Origin of the sequence: Porphyrobacter sp. ULC335 (assembly GCF_025917005.1) — a bacterium.
In the GTDB taxonomy this organism is placed as follows: domain Bacteria; phylum Pseudomonadota; class Alphaproteobacteria; order Sphingomonadales; family Sphingomonadaceae; genus Erythrobacter.
Window position 1 is genome coordinate 2,071,240 of record NZ_CP078091.1, and the last position, 21,703, is coordinate 2,092,942.

General features: G+C 64.1%; 23 protein-coding genes and 1 tRNA gene. 19 read left to right on the plus strand and 5 right to left on the minus strand.

Translation table 11 applies throughout. From position 1 onward, the window contains the following. Positions 1-8 precede the first annotated feature (8 nt). Complete coding sequence (locus KVF90_RS09850; RefSeq protein WP_264391409.1) at positions 9-1,571, minus strand: proton-conducting transporter membrane subunit; 1,563 nt, start codon at positions 1,569-1,571, stop codon at positions 9-11. A 126-nt stretch (positions 1,572-1,697) separates the two neighbouring features. Between KVF90_RS09850 and KVF90_RS09855 the strand changes: the two genes are divergently transcribed. From KVF90_RS09855 to pssA, 4 genes are read left to right on the plus strand one after another with little or no spacing between them, the layout of a single operon-like run. Then, entirely contained in the window at positions 1,698-2,612 is a 915-nt protein-coding gene (locus KVF90_RS09855; RefSeq protein WP_264391410.1) for a LysR family transcriptional regulator, read from the plus strand. A gap of 48 nt (positions 2,613-2,660) precedes the next feature. After that, positions 2,661-3,779, plus strand: a complete 1,119-nt coding sequence (locus KVF90_RS09860) for a beta-ketoacyl-ACP synthase III (RefSeq protein ID WP_264391411.1) — start codon at positions 2,661-2,663, stop codon at positions 3,777-3,779. Positions 3,780-3,829: 50 nt separating this feature from the next. Then, positions 3,830-4,582 (plus strand): phosphatidylserine decarboxylase, encoded by a 753-nt coding sequence (locus KVF90_RS09865; protein WP_264391412.1) that lies wholly within the window; start codon positions 3,830-3,832, stop codon positions 4,580-4,582. Next, a complete protein-coding gene (gene pssA / locus KVF90_RS09870) occupies positions 4,579-5,490 on the plus strand; it encodes a CDP-diacylglycerol--serine O-phosphatidyltransferase (RefSeq protein ID WP_264391413.1) in 912 nt (303 codons plus the stop codon). The genes KVF90_RS09865 and pssA overlap by 4 nt, the downstream gene beginning before the upstream one ends. On the opposite strand, the gene KVF90_RS09875 is transcribed toward pssA, so the two are convergent. Beyond that, complete coding sequence (locus KVF90_RS09875; protein WP_264391414.1) at positions 5,429-5,692, minus strand: hypothetical protein; 264 nt, start codon at positions 5,690-5,692, stop codon at positions 5,429-5,431. The genes pssA and KVF90_RS09875 overlap by 62 nt on opposite strands. Before the next feature lie 290 nt (positions 5,693-5,982). On the opposite strand from KVF90_RS09875, the gene rpsB reads away from it, so the two are divergent. Both rpsB and tsf read left to right on the plus strand, forming a co-directional pair. Continuing rightward, positions 5,983-6,765, plus strand: a complete 783-nt coding sequence (gene rpsB, locus KVF90_RS09880) for a 30S ribosomal protein S2 (RefSeq protein ID WP_264391415.1) — start codon at positions 5,983-5,985, stop codon at positions 6,763-6,765. 132 nt (positions 6,766-6,897) lie between these two features. Further along, positions 6,898-7,824, plus strand: a complete 927-nt coding sequence (gene tsf / locus KVF90_RS09885; protein WP_264391416.1) for a translation elongation factor Ts — start codon at positions 6,898-6,900, stop codon at positions 7,822-7,824. Positions 7,825-7,893: 69 nt separating this feature from the next. Here tsf and KVF90_RS09890 read toward each other — a convergent pair whose 3' ends face one another. Then, entirely contained in the window at positions 7,894-8,295 is a 402-nt protein-coding gene (locus KVF90_RS09890; RefSeq protein ID WP_264391417.1) for a hypothetical protein, read from the minus strand. 14 nt (positions 8,296-8,309) lie between these two features. Then, positions 8,310-9,203, minus strand: coding sequence for a metallophosphoesterase (locus KVF90_RS09895; RefSeq protein ID WP_264391418.1), 894 nt, complete (start codon positions 9,201-9,203; stop codon positions 8,310-8,312). A gap of 83 nt (positions 9,204-9,286) precedes the next feature. On the opposite strand from KVF90_RS09895, the gene pyrH reads away from it, so the two are divergent. The 11 genes from pyrH (at position 9,287) to rpmE (ending at position 19,491) form a co-directional block, all read left to right on the plus strand. Next, positions 9,287-10,006, plus strand: coding sequence for a UMP kinase (gene pyrH, locus KVF90_RS09900; RefSeq protein WP_264391419.1), 720 nt, complete (start codon positions 9,287-9,289; stop codon positions 10,004-10,006). Positions 10,007-10,027: 21 nt separating this feature from the next. Continuing rightward, positions 10,028-10,585 (plus strand): ribosome recycling factor, encoded by a 558-nt coding sequence (gene frr / locus KVF90_RS09905; RefSeq protein ID WP_264391420.1) that lies wholly within the window; start codon positions 10,028-10,030, stop codon positions 10,583-10,585. A gap of 106 nt (positions 10,586-10,691) precedes the next feature. Next, entirely contained in the window at positions 10,692-11,375 is a 684-nt protein-coding gene (gene uppS, locus KVF90_RS09910) for a polyprenyl diphosphate synthase (protein ID WP_264391421.1), read from the plus strand. After that, positions 11,362-12,123 (plus strand): phosphatidate cytidylyltransferase, encoded by a 762-nt coding sequence (locus tag KVF90_RS09915; RefSeq protein ID WP_264391422.1) that lies wholly within the window; start codon positions 11,362-11,364, stop codon positions 12,121-12,123. Before uppS ends, KVF90_RS09915 begins: the two co-directional genes overlap by 14 nt. A 7-nt stretch (positions 12,124-12,130) precedes the next feature. Next, on the plus strand, positions 12,131-13,297 hold the full coding sequence (gene dxr, locus KVF90_RS09920) for a 1-deoxy-D-xylulose-5-phosphate reductoisomerase (protein WP_264391423.1): 1,167 nt from the start codon (positions 12,131-12,133) through the stop codon (positions 13,295-13,297). A 16-nt stretch (positions 13,298-13,313) separates the two neighbouring features. Then, positions 13,314-14,411 carry an RIP metalloprotease RseP gene (rseP, locus tag KVF90_RS09925; RefSeq protein WP_264394473.1) on the plus strand — a complete coding sequence of 366 codons (1,098 nt, stop codon included), beginning with the start codon at positions 13,314-13,316 and terminating at the stop codon, positions 14,409-14,411. Between the two features lie 192 nt (positions 14,412-14,603). Then, positions 14,604-17,360, plus strand: a complete 2,757-nt coding sequence (bamA, locus tag KVF90_RS09930; RefSeq protein WP_413677028.1) for an outer membrane protein assembly factor BamA — start codon at positions 14,604-14,606, stop codon at positions 17,358-17,360. Next, the gene (locus tag KVF90_RS09935; protein WP_264391425.1) at positions 17,360-18,040 is read left to right on the plus strand and encodes an OmpH family outer membrane protein; all 681 of its coding nucleotides are present in this window, start codon (positions 17,360-17,362) and stop codon (positions 18,038-18,040) included. The genes bamA and KVF90_RS09935 overlap by 1 nt, the downstream gene beginning before the upstream one ends. Before the next feature lie 20 nt (positions 18,041-18,060). After that, positions 18,061-18,540, plus strand: a complete 480-nt coding sequence (fabZ, locus tag KVF90_RS09940) for a 3-hydroxyacyl-ACP dehydratase FabZ (RefSeq protein WP_264391426.1) — start codon at positions 18,061-18,063, stop codon at positions 18,538-18,540. Between the two features lie 141 nt (positions 18,541-18,681). Continuing rightward, on the plus strand, positions 18,682-19,158 hold the full coding sequence (locus KVF90_RS09945) for a hypothetical protein (RefSeq protein ID WP_264391427.1): 477 nt from the start codon (positions 18,682-18,684) through the stop codon (positions 19,156-19,158). 105 nt (positions 19,159-19,263) lie between these two features. Next, positions 19,264-19,491, plus strand: a complete 228-nt coding sequence (gene rpmE, locus KVF90_RS09950; protein WP_264391428.1) for a 50S ribosomal protein L31 — start codon at positions 19,264-19,266, stop codon at positions 19,489-19,491. A gap of 108 nt (positions 19,492-19,599) precedes the next feature. Here rpmE and KVF90_RS09955 read toward each other — a convergent pair whose 3' ends face one another. Next, a complete protein-coding gene (locus KVF90_RS09955; RefSeq protein WP_264391429.1) occupies positions 19,600-20,235 on the minus strand; it encodes a prolyl hydroxylase family protein in 636 nt (211 codons plus the stop codon). 231 nt (positions 20,236-20,466) lie between these two features. On the opposite strand from KVF90_RS09955, the gene KVF90_RS09960 reads away from it, so the two are divergent. Both KVF90_RS09960 and KVF90_RS09965 read left to right on the plus strand, forming a co-directional pair. After that, a tRNA-His gene (locus tag KVF90_RS09960) sits at positions 20,467-20,543 on the plus strand. A 46-nt stretch (positions 20,544-20,589) separates the two neighbouring features. Next, positions 20,590-21,657 (plus strand): Leu/Phe/Val dehydrogenase, encoded by a 1,068-nt coding sequence (locus tag KVF90_RS09965; RefSeq protein WP_264391430.1) that lies wholly within the window; start codon positions 20,590-20,592, stop codon positions 21,655-21,657. Positions 21,658-21,703: the final 46 nt, after the last annotated feature.

Genomic DNA, 21,703 nt, shown 5'->3' on the forward strand with positions numbered 1-21,703 from the left:
TGCGAGGATCAGCGCGTGGTGGTGCGGAAGCCGCCGATCGCGCGATCGAGCAGGGCGTTGAGGTAGAGGCCGTTGGCGAGGTGCACCCGCAGCCCGGCAGTGGCGGGATGGTGCGCCCACAGCGGGAACAGGGCCTGTGCGAAGGCGACGAGGCCAAAGCTGGCGACAGCGATCACCAGCATCGCCCATTCCAGATCAGTCGGCTGCGGCGCGGCCGGCAGCAGCGGCCCCCAGATGCTCTGCGCGAGAGTCTGGAAGCTGAAGTAGCCGATTGCAGCGGCCAGCGCCGAAGCAGCGGTGCGCTTGGTCAGGGCGACCGGTGCGCGGTCGGCCAGGCCCTGCGCGACGAGGTAGGCGACGCCGAAGATCAGGATCGCGCCTAGCGCCAGCGCCTGCGGGGTCTTGGGGCCGAAGGCGAAGGTGAAAGCCGTGGCAATCGCAGCGAAGATGGCGAGCGCCAGCGCGAAGCTTTTGAGCACTGCGGGCACGCTTGGCACCGCGACAGGGCCGGGGCGGCGGATGTTCGACACCTCGGTCACGGCGGTTCCCGACGAGAGGAAGGCGTGCGCCTTGTAGAGCGAGTGGGCAATGATGTGCAGCAGTGCCAGCGTCCACAGGCCGAGGCCGCATTGCAGCAGCATGAAGCCCATCTGCGAGACGGTCGACCAGGCGAGCGCGGTCTTGATCGCACTCTGGGTGAGCATGACAGCCGCGCCGAATAGCGCGGTGAGGCCGCCGATCATCACCAGCGCGGCCATTGCCCCGGTGCTCTGCTGTACCAGCGGTGCGGCTGTGATCAGCAGCACGCCGCCCGAATTGATGATCCCGGCGTGAAGCAGGGCGGAGACCGGGGTGGGGGCCTCCATCACTTCGGTCAGCCAGCCGTGCAGCGGGAAGGCGGCGGTCTTGAGAGCGGCGGCGACCACGATGGCGGCAACGCCCAGCGTTCCGGCAAGGCCGAGGCCGGTCGCGGCGGCACCGGCGGGCAGCGCGGCCACATCAAGCGTGCCGAAGCGGGCAAAGAGCAGTCCTGCGGCGATCACCAGCATCGCGTCACCGGTATGCCATACGGCGGCAAACTTGGTGGCAGCGCGCTGGGCTTCAGGCCGGTCGGGGTAGAACAGCAGCAGGCGCTTGAGGGTCAGGCCGACCGCCATGGTCGCAAGGATTAGGGTGGGGATCGTGCCCGCCTGAGCGAACACCAGCACGGCCGCAAGGGTGGTCAGCATCAACCCGTGGAACGCGCCCTCGCGCTCCTCGCCATCGAGATAGGTGCGGCTGTAGCGCATCACGATCCAGCCGATGAAGCCGACCAGCGCGGCGATGCTGGCGGCGACCAGATCGGCGCGCAGGCCGAGAGTGAAGGGCGCTGCAAACACGGCAACGCCTGCGGTGGTGCCGAGCGCCGTCTGCAACAACCCCGTCACCGCCAGCGCGAAGGCGGCGAAGGCCGAGCTTTCCGACCAGACGGGCAGGCTTCCCGGACGCTTGCCGGGACGGATGATCGCAAGGAAAATGCCGGGCAGCAGGGCAAGCGGGGCAAGCATGGTCAGGGCGAGGGTGTCGGGCATGGTGCGGGCACTCCGTCAGCGGGAAAGGATCGACGGGGTGCGGATAGGGAATGGACAAAATTAAAGAAAATACATATTTTGTCGTCAATCGTTCTCCAAGAACGAACGATCAGACGGGAATGCACCATGGCGAGCCTCAATCTGCACCACCTGCGCCTGTTCCGTGCTGTCGCGCGTGAGGGCACGCTGACAGCTGCCGCCAAAGCGCTCAACATCTCGCAGAGCGCAGTTTCGACCCAGATCAAGGCGCTGGAGGCTGATCTTGGCCATGACCTGTTCGAACGGCGCGGTCGCAATCTGGTGCTGACCGAGGCGGGGCGGATCGCGCTCGACTATGCCGACCAGATCTTCCGCGCCTCCGAACAGCTGACCGCCACCTTCCGCGCGGTCGGGGGTCAAAGGAAGGTGCTGCGCATCGGCGCATTGGCAACGCTGTCGCGCAACTTCCAGATGGGTTTTCTCGAACCGCTGCTGGGCCGCGACGATGTCGAGGTGGTGCTGCGCTCTGGCACGCAGGCGAGCCTGCTGCGCGCCTTGGACGCGCTGCGGATCGACGTGCTGCTCACCAATCAGGTGCCTGCGCGCGACGCGGCGAGCCCCTATCTGGTGCGGCGTATTGCCGAACAGCCGGTCAGTCTGGTCGGCGCACGCACGCGACTGGCGCTGGCGGCGCAGGGCCTGCCGGTGCTGCTGTCCCGTGCACCGCTGATCCTCCCCACTCCGGAAACCGCACTGCGCGCCGGGTTCGACGCACTGACCGAAAGCCTGGGCATCGTCCCGCGTATCGCCGCCGAGGCGGATGACATGGCGATGCTGCGCTTGCTCGCCCGCTCGGACGCTGGCGTGGCGGTGATTCCGCCGATTGTTGTGCGTGACGAGCTGGCCACCGGCGTGCTTTACGAACTGGCGCAGCTGCCTGGCCTGACGGAAGAGTTCTACGCCGTTACCATCGCGCGCACCTTCCCCAATCCGCTGCTGCGCGAGGTGCTCGACCTCGTGCCCGGGGAAGCGGGGCTTGCGGCGGGTGAGGGCGAGCAGTAAGGCGCGCGTCCCACGCAAGAGAGTCACATGCAGGAAGCGCAACTCCCCATGACTGCAACCCTGACCGGCCGCCCCGTCATCTCCGCCACCGGGTTGTTCACCCCTGCGGACAGTATCACGAACGAAGAACTGGTCGCCAGTTTCAACGCTTTCGTCGACCACCACAACGCAGCGAACCCCGACGCCGAGCCGCTGGCCTATTCCTCGGTCGAATTCATCGAGAAGGCGAGCGGGATCAAGGCGCGCCACGTGATGAGCAAGGCGCCGATCCTCGATCCCGACACCATGTGTCCGCGCCTGCCCGAGCGGAGCAATGACGAGCTGTCCGTCATGGCCGAAATCGGCGTTGCTGCGGCAAAGCAGGCGCTGGAGCGCGCGGGCCGCAAGCCGGAAGATGTGGATGCGGTGCTCTGCGCGGCTTCCAATATGCAGCGCGCCTATCCGGCGATGGCGATCGAGATCCAGCAGGCGCTGGGCATCGAAGGCTTCGGCTTCGACATGAATGTCGCCTGCTCCTCGGCGACCTTCGGCATCCAGACTGCCGCAGATTATGTGCGCGCCGGGAACGCCAAAAGCGTGCTGGTGGTGAGCCCCGAAATCACCTCGGGTCACCTCAACTGGCGGGACCGGGATAGCCACTTCATCTTCGGCGACGTGGCGACCGCCGTGCTGGTGGAAGATGCGGCCGTTGCGCCCGCGCAGCACTGGGAAATTCTGGGGACCAAACTGAAGACGGTGTTCTCCAACAACATCCGCAACAATTTCGGCTTCCTCAACCGCGCCGCGCCAGAAAGCGCAGGCGGCGCGGACAAGCTGTTCGTTCAGGAAGGACGCAAGGTTTTCAAGGAGGTGGTGCCGATGGTGGCGCAGATGATCCTTGATGAAGCCGCGCGTCTTGGCATTGATCCGGCCACTCTGCGCCGCCTGTGGCTGCATCAGGCCAACGCAGGCATGAACCGGCTGATCGCGCAAAAAGTGCTGGGCCACGAGGCGAACGAGGATGAAAGTCCGACCGTGCTCGATACCTATGGCAACACGTCCAGTGCGGGGTCAATCATTGCTTTTCACCAGCATAATGAAGAACTTGTGGCGGGTGACACCGGGTTGATCTGCTCCTTCGGGGCGGGCTATTCGGCCGGCACCGTGTTTGTGCGCAAGGTGGCTTGAACTCCCTAGCGTCCTTGCGGGGGCTGGCACCTGCCCCTAGAAGCTGACCGATGGCAGGCGAAATCCTCGATAACAAAGGCCGCGGCGAGGCAGGTTGGGAATGGCCCGCGATCCATCCGGAAGGGCGCAAGTTCGGGCTGATCGCCGCGGCGGCAAGCCTGTTTTTCCTCCTCGTTCTCGACTGGGAAATCATCGGCTGGCCGCTGCTGCTGCTGAGCTTCGGTGTGTTCGCTTTCTTCCGCGATCCCGAGCGCGTCGTGCCGCAAAGCGATGGTGCGATCATCGCGCCTGCCGATGGCATGGTGACGCTGATCACCGAGGTTGAACCGCCGCTCGAACTCCAGATCGACGATGGATCGGGTTATCCCGGCCTGCCGTCCGGTACGGTGACGCGCGTGTCGATCTTCCTCAGCGTGTTCGATGTCCACATCAACCGCACGCCGGTGGGCGGTACGGTGCGGCGGGTGGTCTATATCCCCGGCCGCTTCATCAGCGCCGAACTGGATAAGGCGAGCGAAGAGAACGAGCGCCAGCATATGCTGATCGAACGCAGCGATGGCTTGCGGGTCGGCTTCACCCAGATTGCCGGGCTGGTGGCGCGGCGGATCGTGCCCTTCGTCAAACCGGGCGACATGCTTGCCAAGGGACAGCGGGTTGGCCTGATCCGCTTCGGCAGCCGCGTCGATGTCTATCTTCCGGCGGGGACCGATCCCAAAGTGATGGTCGGCCAGACCGTCATTGCGGGCGAGACCGTCATTGCCGAAATCGGCCAGCGCGGATTGATCGAGGGAATTTCGCAATGAGCCGTCCGCCCCGATCGCCGCGCAAGGGTGCTGCGCGTAAGCTTCCCGGTGCGCGGTTCCTGACCGCGCGGCTTGGCCCCAAGGCGGCCGAGGACGAGGACGAGGATGTGGTGGTTCCAGTACGCGGAGCGGGTGCTGGCGGGCTGACGCTGCGGGCAATGCTGCCCAATGCAATCACTGCTGCGGCGTTGTGTTCGGGCCTGACGGGCATCCGCTTTGCGATTGACGGGCAATGGGCTTTCGCGATCGCGCTGGTGGTGTTGGCGGGCGTACTTGACGGGATCGACGGGCGGATCGCGCGGCTGCTCAACGCCCAGTCGCGGTTCGGCGCCGAGCTCGACAGCTTGGCGGATTCGCTGTCTTTCGGGGTGGCCCCGGCGCTGATCCTGTTTCTGTGGTCGCTGAAGGACTGGGAGCGGTTCGGCTGGTTTGCCGCGCTCGCCTTCGCGATTTGCTGCGCGCTGCGCCTCGCCCGCTTCAATGCGCGGATCGACATGGACGATCAGCCGCACAAGTCCGCCGGGTTCCTGACCGGGGTGCCCGCACCGGTGGGGGCCGGGCTCGCCTTCACGCCGTTTTATCTGTGGAACGAGACCGGCTACGCGCTGTTCCGCGATCCGCTGCTGATGGCCGCGTGGCTGACGGTCATCGCGATCCTGATGATTTCCAACATGCCGACGCTAAGCTGGGCGTCACTGCGACCGCGCCGGTCGATCCGCCTGCCGCTGATCGCCTTTACCGGCCTCGGCTTTGCCGCGCTGCTGCTGGAGCCGTGGTGGACCCTGGCAGTGATCTGCATCGGTTACCTTGCGGTGATGCCTTATGGTCTGGTGAAATACAGCCGGATCAAGCGGCGACGCAGGCAGGAAGATTTGGCTGCCGCACTGCCGGACGCCGCTGCGCAGTAACGCGGCGCGGGGCAGCCATGGTCTTCGGACGCAGGCTCATCTCCATCGCTGCGGCCTGCACTGCAAATCCGGCGCGCATTACTTCGCCTTCCAGCATCAGCCGGGCATAGGCGGCCCGCGCCTTGATCAGGCTATCCGCAACCACCGCCGAAGCGATCAGGCCGGTAAGGGTGAACAGCATGGTGATGGCGATGGCGAGCATAATGGTTCCTCTGAAGTCAGGAGTTCATCTTTTGTTCTGATGCTTTGTTCCCTACATGTTCCATGGTGTCAAGCGGCTTTGTGATTCAGGCCGTAGGTAATTTTCATGAGACCGGCCGATAGGGGCTGGATTTCGCGCGTCTCCCCCGCTAAGGGCGCGCTCGCATCGACGACGGTATTCGACCACCATCGATGCAAATTCACATGGAAGGCGCACATACCGGTGCCGTTTGCGGGAACTCCGCATCACGGTTCCAGCCTTCCAGAGGAACAACCGGAAAGGAATTACCTATGGCGGCACCTGTCGTCACGATGCAGCAATTGATCGAGGCCGGCGCTCACTTCGGCCACCAGACCCACCGCTGGAACCCGCGCATGAAGCCGTATATTTTCGGCGCGCGCAACGGTGTTCACATCATCGACCTGTCGCAGTCCGTGCCGCTTTTTGCGCGCGCGCTCGATTTCGTCGAATCGACCGTGCGTTCGGGCGGCAAGGTGCTGTTCGTCGGCACCAAGCGCCAGGCGCAGGAGCCGATTGCAGAAGCCGCACGCATGTCGGGCCAGCACTTCGTCAACCACCGCTGGCTGGGCGGGATGCTCACCAACTGGAAGACCATCTCGGGTTCGATCCGCCGCCTCAAGGCGCTGGAAGAACTGCTCTCGGGCGACACCTCGGGTCTCACCAAGAAGGAAGTTCTCCAGCTCACCCGTGAGCGCGAGAAGCTTGAAGCCTCGCTGGGCGGCATCCGCGACATGGGCGGCATTCCGGACGTGATGTTCGTGATCGACGCCAACAAGGAAGATCTCGCGATCAAGGAAGCCAACGTGCTTGGCATCCCGGTGATCGGTATCCTCGATACCAACGTCGATCCTTCGGGCATCGCTTTCCCCGTTCCGGGCAACGACGATGCAAGCCGCGCGGTGCGTCTGTACTGCCAGGCGATCGGTGAAGCGGCGCTGGCCGGCAAGGGCAAGTTCCAGGCCGACGTGTCGAGCGATTTCGGCGCAATGGCTGAACCCCCGGCTGAAGCCGTGATCGCCGAAGAACCGGCTGCGGAAGAAACCGAAGCCTGATTTTCTTCACGCGGCAGCGACGACACGTCTCGTCGCTTCCGCGTCACAATCCCACTCTAGCGCGCCCGGCATTGCCCTCTTTTCGGAGCGGCAGGGCCGGGCGCCCGAACAACACACGAAAAGGAATTTTCCATGGCCGATATTTCCGTCGCCGACGTGAAGAAGCTGCGCGAGCGTACCGGCGCTGGCATGATGGACGCCAAGAAGGCGCTGACCGAAGCGGGCGGCGACATCGAAGCGGCTGTTGACGCGCTGCGTGCCAAGGGCCTCGCAACCGCCCAGAAGAAGTCGAGCCGCACTGCGGCCGAAGGTCTGGTCGGCGTGCAGGTCGAAGGCACCAAGGGCGTTGCCGTCGAGATCAACTCGGAAACCGACTTCGTCGCCAAGAACGACCAGTTCCAGAGCTTCGTGCGCAATGCGACCGCTGTCGCGCTGGCGCAGGGCATTGTGGACGTCGAGGCGCTCAAGGCGGCTGCCTATCCCGAAGGCGGCACCGTTGGCGACAAGCTGACCGAGAATGTGGCCACGATCGGTGAAAACCAGCAGATCCGCCGCATCAAGCTCGTGTCGGTGACGCAGGGCGCGGTTGTGCCCTACATCCACAACGCGGCAGCTGACGGCCTCGGCAAGATCGGCGTGCTCGTCGCGCTGGAATCGGATGCCGATACCGCCACGCTCAACGCGCTCGGCAAGGACATCGCGCAGCACGCTGCCGCTATGTTCCCGCAGGCGCTGGATGCCGACGGCCTCGACGCCGAAGTGATCGAGCGCGAGCGCAAGATCGCCGCCGAAAAGGCTGCCGAAAGCGGCAAGCCCGCGGACGTGCAGGCCAAGATGGTCGAAGGCGCGGTGAAGAAGTTCGCCAAGGAAAACGCGCTCCTCAGCCAGATCTTCGTCAAGGACGGCAAGGCAACGGTTGAAGAGTACATCGCCAAGGCCGCCAAGGACGCGGGCAAGTCGATCAAGCTGACCGACTACGTGCGCTACCAGTTGGGCGAAGGCATCGAGAAGGAAGAAGTCGACTTCGCTGCGGAAGTGGCAGCGACGCTTAAGGGCTGATCCGGCTCTTTCTCGACCGACTTCAGTCGAACAACGCTAGGGGACGCGCCGCAAGGTGCGTCCCCTTTGCTATCCTGCGGTCGCATCGGCTAACAGCAAGAACACCGCAATCACCAGCCAGAACCCGAGGCTAGCCGCCGACCACACGAAGGCCTCGAAGGATTTGCGCGGATAGCCGAGATGTCGCTGCGCGATGGCGAAAATGATGCCGATGGTCGTAAAGCCGAACAGCAGGAAAGCTATCCGTGCAGGCCAGTTGAGCGGCGCATCCAGCTGCGCTTTTTCGTAAGCCGCCAGTTGTTCGGCCTGCGCCGCAAGCTCTCCAATGGCCTCTCCCTCTAGACCCCTTCGCCGCAGTTCCACTTTGGCAGCGTCCACGAACTCCGGCTCGAAACCGTCGGACTCACGGCTGCGTGCAATCCGGACGAGGTCTTCGTCCTGCATCCGCCGCAAACGTTCGGTGATTGTCATCGCGGACCCATATTTCACTGTTCGGGTTTAAGAATTGCATCATGAGCTGCGCGTGGCAACCCGCCTCTGCTCTGCGCTGGGCGTATCTCTATCAGCCAGATTTCCGGGTGCGTGAACAGCCGCAGCGGCAGCAGACTGGTTCCGAGCCCTGCGCCGGTCACCAGCACCTTGCCATGCTGGCGCGTAACGCCGCAGGCGTAGAGGTCGCCGTATTCCGACATGGTCGCCGGTGCGCCGCCCCACGGCCAGGCGATTTGCCCGCAATGGGTATGCCCCGCGAGCACCAGATCGACATCGACCGGCACCTGCGGGAAGATGTCGGGCGAATGGGTGAGAATGATCCGCGCGCCCCGCTTGCCCGCCATCGCCGCGACCGTTGCAGGAAGATCAGCGCGCTTGGTGAAGTCGTCATCCACCCCGCCAATCACCAATGGTCCAGCCTGCATAGCCTGATTGCGCAGCACGGTGATGTGCGGATAGCGCGCCAGCTGGGCCGAAAGAGCGGGCCAATTCGACCAGTGATCGTGATTGCCCGGCACCACTATAACCCCGAGCGGCGCGGCGAGTTTGCCGAGCGGGGTGATGACTTCGGCGGGGGAATAGATACGCGTGGCTGTGCGCTTTTCGCTGATCAAGTCGCCCGCAATTGCGATGAGATCAGGCTTGAGCGCATTCACCTGAGCGACAATCGCTGCGAGCCGTTCGGGCGGCATGTCGGGCCCTGCGACATGGATGTCGGAAAGCAGCGCGATGCGCACCAGCTTGGCATCGATGGGGAGAGATGCGCTTTCCACCGTCAGCCGCTCGACCACCGGTGCGCGCATGGTATCGCGCCACGCTCTGGCAGCAAGTGCGAGCACGAGAACCAGCGACACCAGAACCAGCTTGCGCACCATTGTCTTGCCCATTCTCGCCGCTATCCTCTTGGCAGCACGGTGACACCCCGATAAAGGCCCCGCTAGCCTACTCCCGCCAGAAAGCCGATAGCCTCATGTCCTTGCCCACGATCAAGCGCGTCCTCCTGAAGCTTTCGGGCGAGGTGCTGATGGGCGGACAGCAGTTCGGGATCGACCCCGAATTCGTCGCCGAGCTTGCCCAGGAAGTGAAGGCGGCCAAGGAGACCGGGCTCGAAATCTGCCTCGTGATCGGCGGCGGCAACATCTTCCGCGGCATGGCGGGCGCGGCCAAGGGCATGGACCGCGCGCAGGCCGATTATATGGGCATGCTCGCGACCGTGATGAACGCGCTGGCGATGCAGAACGCGCTGGAACAGTGCGGCGTGCCGACCCGCGTGCAGTCCGCGATCGAGATGGACAAGGTGTGCGAGCCGGTCATCCGCCGCCGTGCCGAGCGCCATCTGGAAAAGGGCCGGGTTGTGATCTTCGCCGCCGGTGTTGGCGCGCCCTATTTCACCACCGACAGCGGCGCTGCGCTGCGGGCTGCGGAAATGAAGTGCGATGCGCTGCTAAAGGGCACCAGCGTCGACGGGGTCTATGACAGCGATCCCAAGCACAATCCGGATGCCGTGCGTTTCGATACCGTCACTTACGACCGGGTGCTGGCAGACAATCTCAAGGTGATGGACGCCTCTGCCGTGGCGCTGTGCCGTGATAACAAGATTCCGATTGTGGTCTTCTCGATCCGCGAGAAGGGCAACCTGGCCCGCGTGCTGGCGGGCGAGGGCGTGCAAACCATTGTGCAAGACAGCTGACGAACAGAGGGAACACCAGCCATGCCGCAATATGACAAGGCCGATGTCGAACGCCGGATGAAGGGCGCTGTGGAAGCGCTCAAGAGCGACCTTCAGGGTTTGCGCACAGGCCGCGCCAACACCACCTTGCTCGATCCTGTCGTGGTCGAGGTCTACGGCTCGATGATGCCGCTTTCGCAGGTCGCCACCGTCTCGGCGCCCGAGCCGCGCATGCTGAGCGTGCAGGTGTGGGACCGGTCGAACATGACCGCGGTGGAAAAGGGCATTGCCCACGCCAATCTCGGTCTGAACCCGATTATCGATGGCCAGACGCTGCGCCTGCCGATCCCCGATCTGACGCAGGATCGCCGCAAGGAACTGGCCAAGCTGGCCGGGCAATATGCCGAGAAGGCCAAGATCGCGATCCGCAACGTGCGCCGCGATGCGATGGAAAGCCTCAAGACCGACGAGAAGAAGAAGGAAATCTCCGAGGATGACCGCAAGCGGTCCGAGGAGCAGGTCCAGAAGCTGACCGATCAATACGTCAAGGAAACCGACGAGGCAGCCGCCAAGAAGGAACAGGAAATCCTGACGCAGTGAGCATAGCCGAGAGGGCCAGCCCGCCGTTCGTGTCGAGCGTAGTAGAGACACATCATCGGAAGGGCCAAGGCCTCTCGACTTCGCTCGGGGCGAACGGGTATTGAGGATGGTATTGGACCAGTCGCGCGCCAGACATGTCGCCATCATCATGGATGGCAATGGCCGCTGGGCCAAGAAGCGGGCGCTGCCGCGCGCGGTCGGGCATCAGCGCGGCGTGGAGGCGGTGCGGCGGCTGGTGCGCGCACTGGAGCCGACCGGGCTCGAATGTCTCACGCTGTACGCCTTCTCTTCGGAAAACTGGAAACGGTCTGACGATGAAGTCGACGATCTGATGAACCTGATGCGCCGGTTCATCAAATCGGACCTGCCCGAATTCATTGCCAATAATGTGAAGCTGAAGATCATCGGCGACTGGCAGTCGCTCGCGCCCGATATCGTCGGCATGCTCGAAGATGCGCTGGCGCAGACGGCGAATGGCCAGCAGACGCTCGCCGTGGCGCTCAATTACGGCGGTCAGCACGAGATTGCGCGCGCTGCGGCCAAGGCGGCCGGCGAGGGCGATGTCACCATCGAAACGATCGCCGCGCATCTTGATACCGCCGATCTGCCGCCGCTCGACCTGCTGATCCGCACCAGCGGTGAGATTCGCCTGTCGAACTTCCTGCTGTGGCAGGCGGCCTATGCGGAAATGCTGTTCGTCGATACGCTGTGGCCCGATTTCGAGCCTGAGCATCTGACCCAGGCGCTTGATGACTTTGCGCGGAGGGAGCGGCGCTATGGCGGACGGTGAGGTGATAAAGTCCGGCAGCGGAGGCGTGGCCGACCTGCCGGTCCGCTTCGCATCGGCGATTGTCATGCTGGTGCTGGCAGGCGGGGCACTGTGGCTGGGCGGATGGTTCTGGACGGCCTTCGTGATGCTGCTCGCTTTGGGCACATTGTGGGAGTGGAACCGGTTGATCGGCCGCTTCGGTCGCAAGGGCTGGAACGAAACGCTGTGGTTCTTCGGCGGTGTTGTCTATATCGGCGGCGCTGCCCTTGCGATGCTGGCGGTGAGGAACGGGCGGCAGGTGCTGCCCTTCGATCCCCAGCAATCTGGCTATGGCCCGCTGGAAGTCCTGGTGGTCTTCATCCTGCCGATCATAGCGGTCGATGTCGGCGCCTATTTCGCGGGCCGCGCCATCGGCGGCCCCAAGATCGCGCCGAAGATCAGCCCGTCCAAGACCTGGGCAGGGCTGGGCGGAGGAGCGACGCTGGCAGCGCTGGTGGGCGTGGCGGTCGAACTCACCGACTTTGGCCCTGCGACCCTTCCCGGCACCAGTCCCATGGCTGTGGGGATGGCGGTCGTCACCGGCGTGTTGATCGCCGTGCTCGCGCAGGTCGGCGATTTCTTTGAAAGCTGGATGAAGCGGCGGGCGGGAGTGAAGGATTCGGGACATCTCATTCCGGGGCATGGTGGCTTGTTCGACCGGCTCGACGGCTTCCTCGCCGTGTTCTTCGTGCTGTTTGTGATTGCCACCATCCCCACTTTGCTGGGATGATGCAGCGATGACGCGTTCGCTCACCCTGCTTGGCGCTACCGGATCGATCGGGGCTTCGACCCTCGATCTGGTGCGGCGCAATCGTGATGACTGGCAGATCGAGGCGCTGACCGCGCAATGCAGCGCGACGGAGCTGGCGGCGCTCGCCATCGAATTCGATGCCAAGCTGGCGGTGGTGGGCGACGAGGCCTGCCTTCCGGAACTGCGCGAGGCGCTCGGCAATAGCGGCATCGAAGCGGCAGGCGGGAGACAGGCGCTAGTTGAAGCAGCCACGCGGCCCGCCGACATGACGGTCGCCGCAATTGTCGGCTGCGCGGGCCTTGCGCCTGTGATGGCGGCGGTGGAGCGGGGCGGCACCATCGCGCTGGCCAACAAGGAAGCGCTGGTTTCGGCAGGCGAAGTGTTGATGCAGGCGGTCGCCCGGCACGGCGCGATGCTGCTGCCCACCGATTCCGAACACAACGCGATCTTCCAGTGCCTCAATGGCAATCGCATCGAGGATGTGGCGAAGATCACCCTTACCGCGAGCGGCGGCCCGCTTCGCACCTGGACGCAGGCGCAGCTTGATGCCGCTACCCCCGCCGAGGCTGTCGCGCATCCCAACTGGTCGATGGGCGCCAAGATCAGTGTCGACAGCGCCACGATGATGAACAAGGGGCTCGAGTATATCGAGGCCTATCACCTCTTCCCCGTCGGGCTAGACAAGCTCGGGATTGTCATCCACCCGCAGAGCGTGGTGCATTCGATGGTCGAATTCCGCGACCGGTCGACGCTGGCACAGCTTGGCCCTTCGGATATGCGCGTGCCGATTGCCTCGTGCCTCGCCTGGCCGCAGCGGATGGAAACGCCGCTCGCCCCGCTCGATCTGGCGGCGATTGGCGAACTGACCTTTTTCCAGCCTGACGAAGAGCGTTTCCCCGCCACGCGCCTTGCCCGCGAGGCGATCCGCGCCGGGGGCAGCGCGCCTGCCATCCTCAACGCGGCGAATGAAGTTGCGGTTGCTGCTTTTCTGGCCGGTCAGATCAGGTTCACCCGGATCGCGGCACTGGTGGAAGAGACCCTGGCACGCAGCAATGATGCCCCGCGCCCGGCCAGCCTTGAAGAAGTGCTCGCCGTCGATCAATCCGCAAGGATGCAGGCATTGAGCCTGCTGGAGACCAACGCCCTTGTTTGAATCGCCCCCCTTCTGGATGTACGTGATCGGCTTCGTGCTGCTGCTCGGGCCGCTCGTCACCCTGCATGAACTCGGTCACCTGCTAGTCGGCCGCCTGTTCGGCGTGAAGGCCGAGGCGTTCTCGGTCGGTTTCGGCAGGGAATTGGCGGGCTTCACCGACAAGCAGGGCACCCGCTGGAAACTCTCGCTGCTGCCGCTGGGCGGTTATGTGCAGTTCAAGGGCGATATGAACCCGGCCAGCATCCCCGATCCGGATGCTCCGGCTGAGGAAGGCAGCTTCCAGAGCGCCGCCTTGTGGAAACGCGCGCTGATTGTTGCGGCCGGACCGGTCACCAATCTCCTCCTCGCGATCGGCATCTTTGCCGCCTTCTTCGCGATCATCGGCAAGCCGGTGATTGTCGGCGAAGAGGATTCGCGCACCATCGGCGCCTTCTCCGAAGGTAGCGTTGCCGAGGCAGCGGGGCTGAAGGTGGGCGACATTGTGGTCGCCATTGATGGCCGTCCGATCCGCGATTTCACCGATCTCAAGACCAAGGTGGCGCTCCATCCGAGCAAGCAAATGGTCTTCACGATCGAACGTGCGGGCGAACAGATCGATGTCCCGCTGACCACTGCGCGGATCGAACGCAAGGACGATTTCGGGAATGTCAGCACCGAAGGACTGATCGGCGTGGCGCCTGCGGGCGGCAAGTACGAGCTTGAAAAGGTGAGCGTCCTTGAAGCGATTCCGCTCGGCGCGAAGCAGAGCTGGGACTTCACCGGGCTGATGGTCACCGGCATCCAGCAGATCATTATGGGTGAGCGTTCGGTCAAGGAACTGGGCGGGCCGCTCAAGATCGCCAAATACTCCGGCGAGCAGATGAGCATGGGCGCCGCGGCGTTCATTCACTTTGCCGCGCTGATCTCGCTTAATTTGGCATTCATCAACTTCTTGCCAATCCCCGCGCTCGATGGCGGGCACCTGATGTTCTACGCGGCCGAGGCGATCCGCCGAAAGCCGGTGGGGCCGCAGGCGACCGAGTGGGCCTACCGCACCGGCATCGCGCTGGTGCTCATGCTGATGGTGGTGGTGACCGTGAATGACATTGTCTCGCTTCCGATCTTCGGAAGCTGACCGCACGGTGGAAACGCGCGGGGCGTTCGGCGCTCGCGGCTTGATTGCGGATGGTACATCGGGCAGAGGCGTCCTCCGGGACGGGATAGCGCGGGGCGGGCGCGCAAGTGGTTTCTGGCAGAATGGCTTGTCGTGCGTGACAAGCATCGTGGCGCACAGGGTTGAGAACGGGATTTTAGCTGCATGAACCGAATGAGCGAGACGGGCGCAGTGCCGGTCAATAGCACCCCTGCTGCCTTGCGCCCCTCCATGCGGCTGGCGAGCCTGCTGTGCTGCGGATCGATCCTCGCGGGCGTGCCCACCGTCGCCATGGCGCAGCAGGCCCAACCGGCCAGCCCCGCGCCTGCCGCCCAGCCTGCCACTCCTACGCCCGCGCCGGCGGCCACGCCGCGCGCCAACGTGATCAATTCCATCACCGTGGTCGGGGCCGAACGGCTCGAGCCGACCACCATCCTGAGCTACATCCGTCTGCGGGTCGGTCAGGAATATACCGCCGCAGCCGCCGACGAGGCGATCAAGGATCTCGGCGCGACCGAGCTGTTTGCCAATACCAGCATCCGCAATGATGGCGGCAGTGTCATCATCAACGTGACCGAGAACCCGGTGATCAACCGCATCGTGCTGGAAGGCAACGAGCGGCTGAAGAACGACAAGATCGTCCCCGAGATCAAGCTCGCGCCGCGCCAGATCTTCACCCGTTCCAAGGTCCGCGCCGACGTGGCGCGCATCATCGAGCTCTACAAGCGCCAGGGCCGGTTCGCCGCCAAGGTCGAGCCCAAGCTGGTGCAGCTTCCGCAGAACCGCGTCGATATCGTGTTCGAAATCAGCGAAGGCCCCAAGTCCAAGGTCCGCCAGATCAACATCCTCGGCAACGAGAAGTTCTCGGATGGCGAACTGCGCAGCGAGATGGTGACCAAGCAGGCGCGCCTCACCAGCTTCTTCAGCTCGAACACCAGCTATGACCCCGACCGTCTGGCGTTCGACCAGCAGAAGCTGCGCCAGTTCTACCTGACCAACGGCTATGCCGATTTCCGCGTCGTTTCCGCCGTGGCCGAGCTGACGCCCGATCAGCGCGACTTCATCATCACCTACGTGGTCGAGGAGGGCGAGCGCTACAACTTCGGCGAGGTCAAGGTCGACAGCCAGCTGCGCGACTTCGACAGCGATGTGATGAGCACCCAGCTGCCGATGAAGGAAGGCGATTTCTACAACGCCAAGTCGGTAGAGGACACGGTTGAACAGCTGACCGAGCTGGCCGGGCGTTATGGCTATGCCTTCGCCGACGTGCAGCCGCGCTTCAAGCGCGATCCCGAAACGCTCAAGATGAACGTGACTTTCGTGCTGCGCGAGGCGCCGCGCGTCTATGTCGAGCGGGTCGACATCAACGGCAATACCCTGACTCAGGACAAGGTCGTGCGCCGCGAGTTCCGTCTGGCTGAAGGCGATGCCTTCAACTCGCTGGGCGTGCAGCGCACCACTGCGCGCATCAACTCGCTGGGCTACTTCCAGGAAAACTTCGAGGTCACCCAGACCGAAGGCAGCGCGCCTGACCGGATCATCCTCGAAGCCAATGTCGAAGAGCGACCCACCGGGGAATTGCAGTTCTCGGCCGGTTTCTCGTCGATCGAGCAGTTCATTCTTGCCGGATCGATCCGCCAGCGCAACTTCCGCGGGCGCGGGCAGACCATCGGCCTGTCGGTCAACTACTCGCAGTTCTCGCGCTCGGCGCAGGTGAGCTTCAGCGATCCCTATATCTTCGATCGCAACATCTCGGGCGGGATCGATATCTACCGCCGCGATTTCAACAGCTTCAACTTCACCGGCAACAACCGCAACACGACCTTCCAGCAGGCCACCACCGGCTTCTCGATGCGCGCGGGCGTGCCGCTGACCGAGTATATGTCGCTGGTCGGCAGCTACACGCTCAACTACGACGACGTGTCGCTCGACGAGAATCTGTTCTTCTCCGATCTCGACAACAACGGCGTCCGCGAGTGTGACCCGCTGCGTGCCGGTCGCTTCCTGTGCGATTCGATCGGTTCGCGCCTCAGCTCGATCGTCGGGCTCAGCCTCAACTACAACTCGTTGAATTCCCGCATCCGTCCGACGCGCGGCAAGACCATCTCTCTCAGCAGCGAGTTTGCAGGTCTGGGCGGGGACGTGCGCTATGTGCGCTTCCGTGGCCGTGGGCAGCAGTTCTGGAACGTTGGCAACTCGGGCTTCATCTTCTCGGTTCTGGCCGAAGGCGGCACGATCATTCCGCTGCAGGAACGTCCCGGCGCTGGCGTTGATGACGTCCTGCTCACCGACCGCTTCTTCCTTGGCGAGCCGCAGATCCGCGGCTTCGCGATCCGCGGCGTGGGTCCGCGCATCCTGACGCAGCAGTCGCTCCTCGATGGTTTCAATCGTCCGCTTCTGGATGCCAACGGCAATCCGACATTCGTGACCGAGCGCCAGAATGTGCGGGACGACGCGATCGGCGGGCGCAATTACTATCTCGGTCGCGCCGAGCTGGAAATTCCGCTGGGCAGCGGTGCGCGCGAACTGGGTCTGCGCCCCTCGATCTGGGCTGATATCGGCGCGCTGTGGGGCGTGGAAACCCCGGTCCTCACCAACAGCCCGGGCGGTACGCAGCTTATTGATGCCACGACCGGCCTTCCGCTGTTCAGCACGCCGCCGGCCGGTGGCAGCTGTGGTTCGCCGACCCGCACCCCGACAACCAGCCCGACCCAGCCCGATGGCTCGCCCAACTGCCGCGAAATCCAGGGCGGCACCAACATCCGCGAACTGTTCCTCGGCAACTCGCCGAGCCCGCGCATCACGGCCGGGATCGGGGTCAACTGGAACTCGCCCTTCGGACCTTTCCGCATCGACTTTGCCCAGACCATCCAGAAGGTCGAAGGTGATGACGAGCGGCGCTTTACCTTTAACGTAGGAACCCAATTCTGATGACACGTCTTGCCAAGCTTATTGCTCCGGCCGGCCTGATTCTGGCCGCCACTGCTGCTCTTCCCGCCCAGGCGCAGGTCGATGGCCGTCTCGCTACGGTCGACATCACGCGCACGATCATCGGCACCACTGCGTTCCAGACCGCTTATGATCAGGTCAACACCACCTACGCCTCGCAGAACGAACTGCGCCGTACCAAGGCGCAGGAGCGCCAGACCATGCTCACCAAGTTCGACAAGAACGGGGACAAGCAGGTCGACGAGGCCGAGCAGGCTGCGATGCAGAAGTCGCCCGACTACGCCAAGCTCCAGACGATCGATCAGGAAATCCAGGGCCTCACCAACCAGATCGACGGCGCGCGCATCTTCGCGGTGGAACAGATCATCGGGCAATACGGCGCAGCCCTGCAGGAAGTGGTGGCCGCGCAGCAGATCAAGATGGTGCTTGATCCGGGTACGCTGCTGTTCGCCCCGCCCGAAGCGGATATCTCGGCGCAGGTGACTGCGGCGCTCAATGTGAAGGTTCCCGCCGTTGGCGTGGTTCCGCCGGCCGGCTGGCAGCCCACCCGCGAAGGGGTGCAGGTCTATCAGGAAATCCAGCAGCGTCTCGCCATTGCCGCGCAATATGCGCAGCAGCAGCAGGCTGCACAGGGCGCGCCCGTCGCTCCCGACGGTCGTTGATTCAGCGCGGACACTGAGTGATGAGCGAAGCAGGTAGCGCAGCGGGCGAAGTGCTCGATTATGACATCGTCAAGATCCTCAAGGCCTTGCCGCATCGCTACCCGCTGCTGCTCGTCGACCGGGTGAAGTCGATCACGCTCGGCGAGCGGATCCACGCGGTCAAGGCCGTGAGCATGAACGAGCAGTTCTTCCAGGGCCATTTCCCCGGCGCTCCGATCATGCCCGGCGTGCTCCAGATCGAGGCACTGGCGCAGGCCGCCGGCATCCTCGGGATCGAGACGATGGAACTGGCGGGCACCGGCAAGCTGGTGATCTTCATGGGGATCGAGAACGCCAAGTTCCGCGCTCCTGTGACGCCCGGCTGCCTGCTCGATCTGCATGTGGAATTCACCCAGAAGCGCAGCCGTGTCTACAAGTTCAAGGGCGTGGCCAGCGTTGAGGGGAAGACCACCTGCGAGGTCGAATTCACCGCCATGATGACCGATCCGCCTTCGAGCTGACGGTTCACGATCCTGCAGGGAACGTTCATTTTGATTTTCCGGAGCTATTTGCCACGTTGGGTTGTCGTTGGCCTAGCGCTGTCGCTTGCGAGCATGGCCGCAGCGCAGGAACCTGCGCAAGACAACGCCGAAATAGCTGCGATGTTCGCAGCAGACCAATCGCAACGAAGCGCCGACACCGAAGATTACGAGGCCGCCGCGCAGGCGGACGCGGAGCGGCGGCGGCGCACGCGTTCGCTGTATGACGATGGCAAGCTGACGACGGCGGCCGATTTCTTCGGTGCAGCCTTCATCTTCCAGCATGGCTCCGAGCCGCGCGACTACCTGTTTGCCCACGTTCTTGCCATGCGCTCGTTGGCGCTAGGCCGCAAAGATGCCGAGTGGATCGCAGCGGCCACGCTTGATCGCTATCTTCAGAGTTCAGGTCAGGCGCAGGTCTACGGCACGCAATACAGATTCCCCCCGGAAGGCGGCGTGACAATGGAGCCTTATGACAGCGCCTTGTTGTCAGACGCTCAACGGCGTGCATCCGGCGCGGGCGATCTGGCGTCACAGCAGCGCAAGCTTGCCGAGTATGCGGCGTTGGTTCCGGCCCCGGTCGAAGACAAGGACGAGTGATTTCGCAAGAGTGGTTGCAATCGGCTGTGTTCCCGCCTAAGCGCGCCGCTTCCCATTCATAGCAGCGCCGGTCGGTACCGGCGCCACGCTGCAAAGGATCACGTCATGAAGGCCGAAGGTCACCCCCAATATCACATGATCACGGTCAAGATGACCGATGGTACCGAGTTCCAGACCCGCTCGACCTGGGGCAAGGAAGGCGACACCTTGTCGCTCGAAATCGATCCCCTCAGCCACCCGGCCTGGACCGGTGGCCGTCAGCAGGCGTCGGAAGGCGGCCGTGTGGCGCAGTTCAACAAGCGTTTCGGCGGGCTCAGCCTTAAGAACAAGTAAGTCGAGATCAGGCGCGCCCTTTGTGGCAGCGCCATCCGGTTCGCAGCCTTCGGGTTGCGTGAGAAGGGCGGCCCGACGGGGTCGCCCTTTTCGATTCCGGCGCAGGTGTCAGCCCTGCCACTCGCGCTCACGGTACCACTTGGTGATGACGTATTTGACGCCCTTGCGCACCTTCATCCCGTGGTGGAGCGTGGCAGGGTTGACCGCGCCGTCAGCCAGGCGGTTGTTCCAGCACAGCAACTTGCCCGCCTCGGGCTGGAAGGTTTTGTCGAGCAGCTTGAACCGCGTCGCCCCGCCAGCCGCCACATCGTTGAGATAGACCATGAAGGTCCACGTCCGGTTGCCCGACAATGCGCAGTAGCGCTGGTAGTCGCGGCCATCGGGGGCGAAGTAATCGGTGTGCGGTTTGAACTCCTGCCCCTCGGCGTAGCGCTGTCCCTGCAAGGGTTCGCCATAGGCCGGATCGATCCCCGACAGCTCCGTCAGCATCGCCTCGATCTGCTGGACGGCGGGCAGGGCGGCATCAAGGTCGCAGGTTTCGCTTGTGCGGAAATAGGCATCGCCATTGTCGTCGGCGATGGTGGAGGGGCGGCGGCCAGCCTCAATCAGCGCGATCAGATCGGCGGCGAGATCATCGGATACGAATCGTTTCTGCTGGAACACGGCGGCCTTCGGGCTTGGAACCCGCTGCATACCGGGCTGCGCGGCGAGGCGCACGGCGATGGATTCGCTGATCGTCGTCATTGCCGGACGAGAATAGAAGCCGCGGGGCGCGAGGCAACGCTTTTGCGCCCGCGCAATTATCTTGCGTGCGAAGCGCTCCCGCGCAGTTTTCGCTTCCCTTGAGACAGGCTTTGTGCAAGAGGCGCGCCTCCCTTGCCAGTGCACTTGACGGTGCTTCTGCCTCGCGTAAAGCCGCCCATCTCGCACGGGCTTGGCAGCGACCGGAACGGTGTCTGCGGGCAGGGGCGTGTGGCGATCATAGCTCAGTTGGTTAGAGCGCCGGTTTGTGGTACCGGAGGTCGCGGGTTCGAACCCCGTTGATCGCCCCATTTCTCCCTGCTGCTGTCAAAGACCGCGCCCCACAGGGGACACGACATGACCGCATTCTGGGCCGAGCCCGATTTCGACGCGCATGAACTTGTGCAGCTGGTTCACGACCGGGCGAGCGGGCTGACGGCGATTATTGCGGTCCATTCGACCCATCTCGGCCCCTCTGCGGGCGGCACCCGTTTCTGGCACTATAACGATCCCGCCGGCGCGATGCGCGATGCGCTGCGCCTGTCGCGCGGGATGAGCTACAAGAACGCGATGGCCGGGCTGCCAATGGGTGGCGGCAAGGCCGTGATCCTTGCGGACGAGCAGCGTATCAAGACCCCCGAGATGCTCGCCGCTTTCGGTGACGCGGTGGAAGGTCTTGGCGGACGCTATGTCACGGCCGAGGATGTCGGCATCTCGGAGGCGGACATGGTCGCGGTCTCGCAGCGCACTGCGCATGTCTCGGGCCTGCCGGTGGCGGGTGAGGGCAGTGCCGGCGGCGATCCCGGCCCCTTCACGGCTTACGGGATCTATCTCGGGATCAAGGCGGCGGTGCGGCACAAGCTGGGCAAGGACAGCCTTGCGGGCGTGCATGTCGCGGTGCAGGGCACCGGTTCAGTCGGCGGCGGCGTCGCGCGGCTTCTGGCAAAGGACGGCGCGAAGTTGACGCTTGCCGACATCAACGAAGCCCGCGCGGCGGCGCTTGCAGCGCAGCTTGGCGGCACGGCGGTCGCTTCGGACGCCATCATGGCCACGCCTTGCGATGTCTTCAGCCCCAATGCGCTGGGCGCGATCCTTGATGACACCGGCATCGCCGCGCTTGATTGCGCGGTGGTCGCGGGCGGGGCGAACAATCAGCTCGCCCGCCCGGAACACGGCGCAAAGCTTGCGGCGCGCGGCATTCTCTATGCGCCTGATTACGTGATCAACGCGGGCGGCATCATCTCGGTCGCGACCGAATATCTCGCGGGCCGTGACGGACGCACAGGCGACGTTGCCGAGGTCAATGCGCTGGTCGAACAGATCCCCGGGCGGCTCGAATCGATCTGGCAGGAAAGCGCGAGCACCGGCATTTCGTCGGATGTGGTGGCCGACCGGATGGCGCAAAAGCTGATCGGCCGCGGCTGATCGGGCCTGGAGGGCGGGAACAATTCCGCCGCCCCGCCATTTGCGC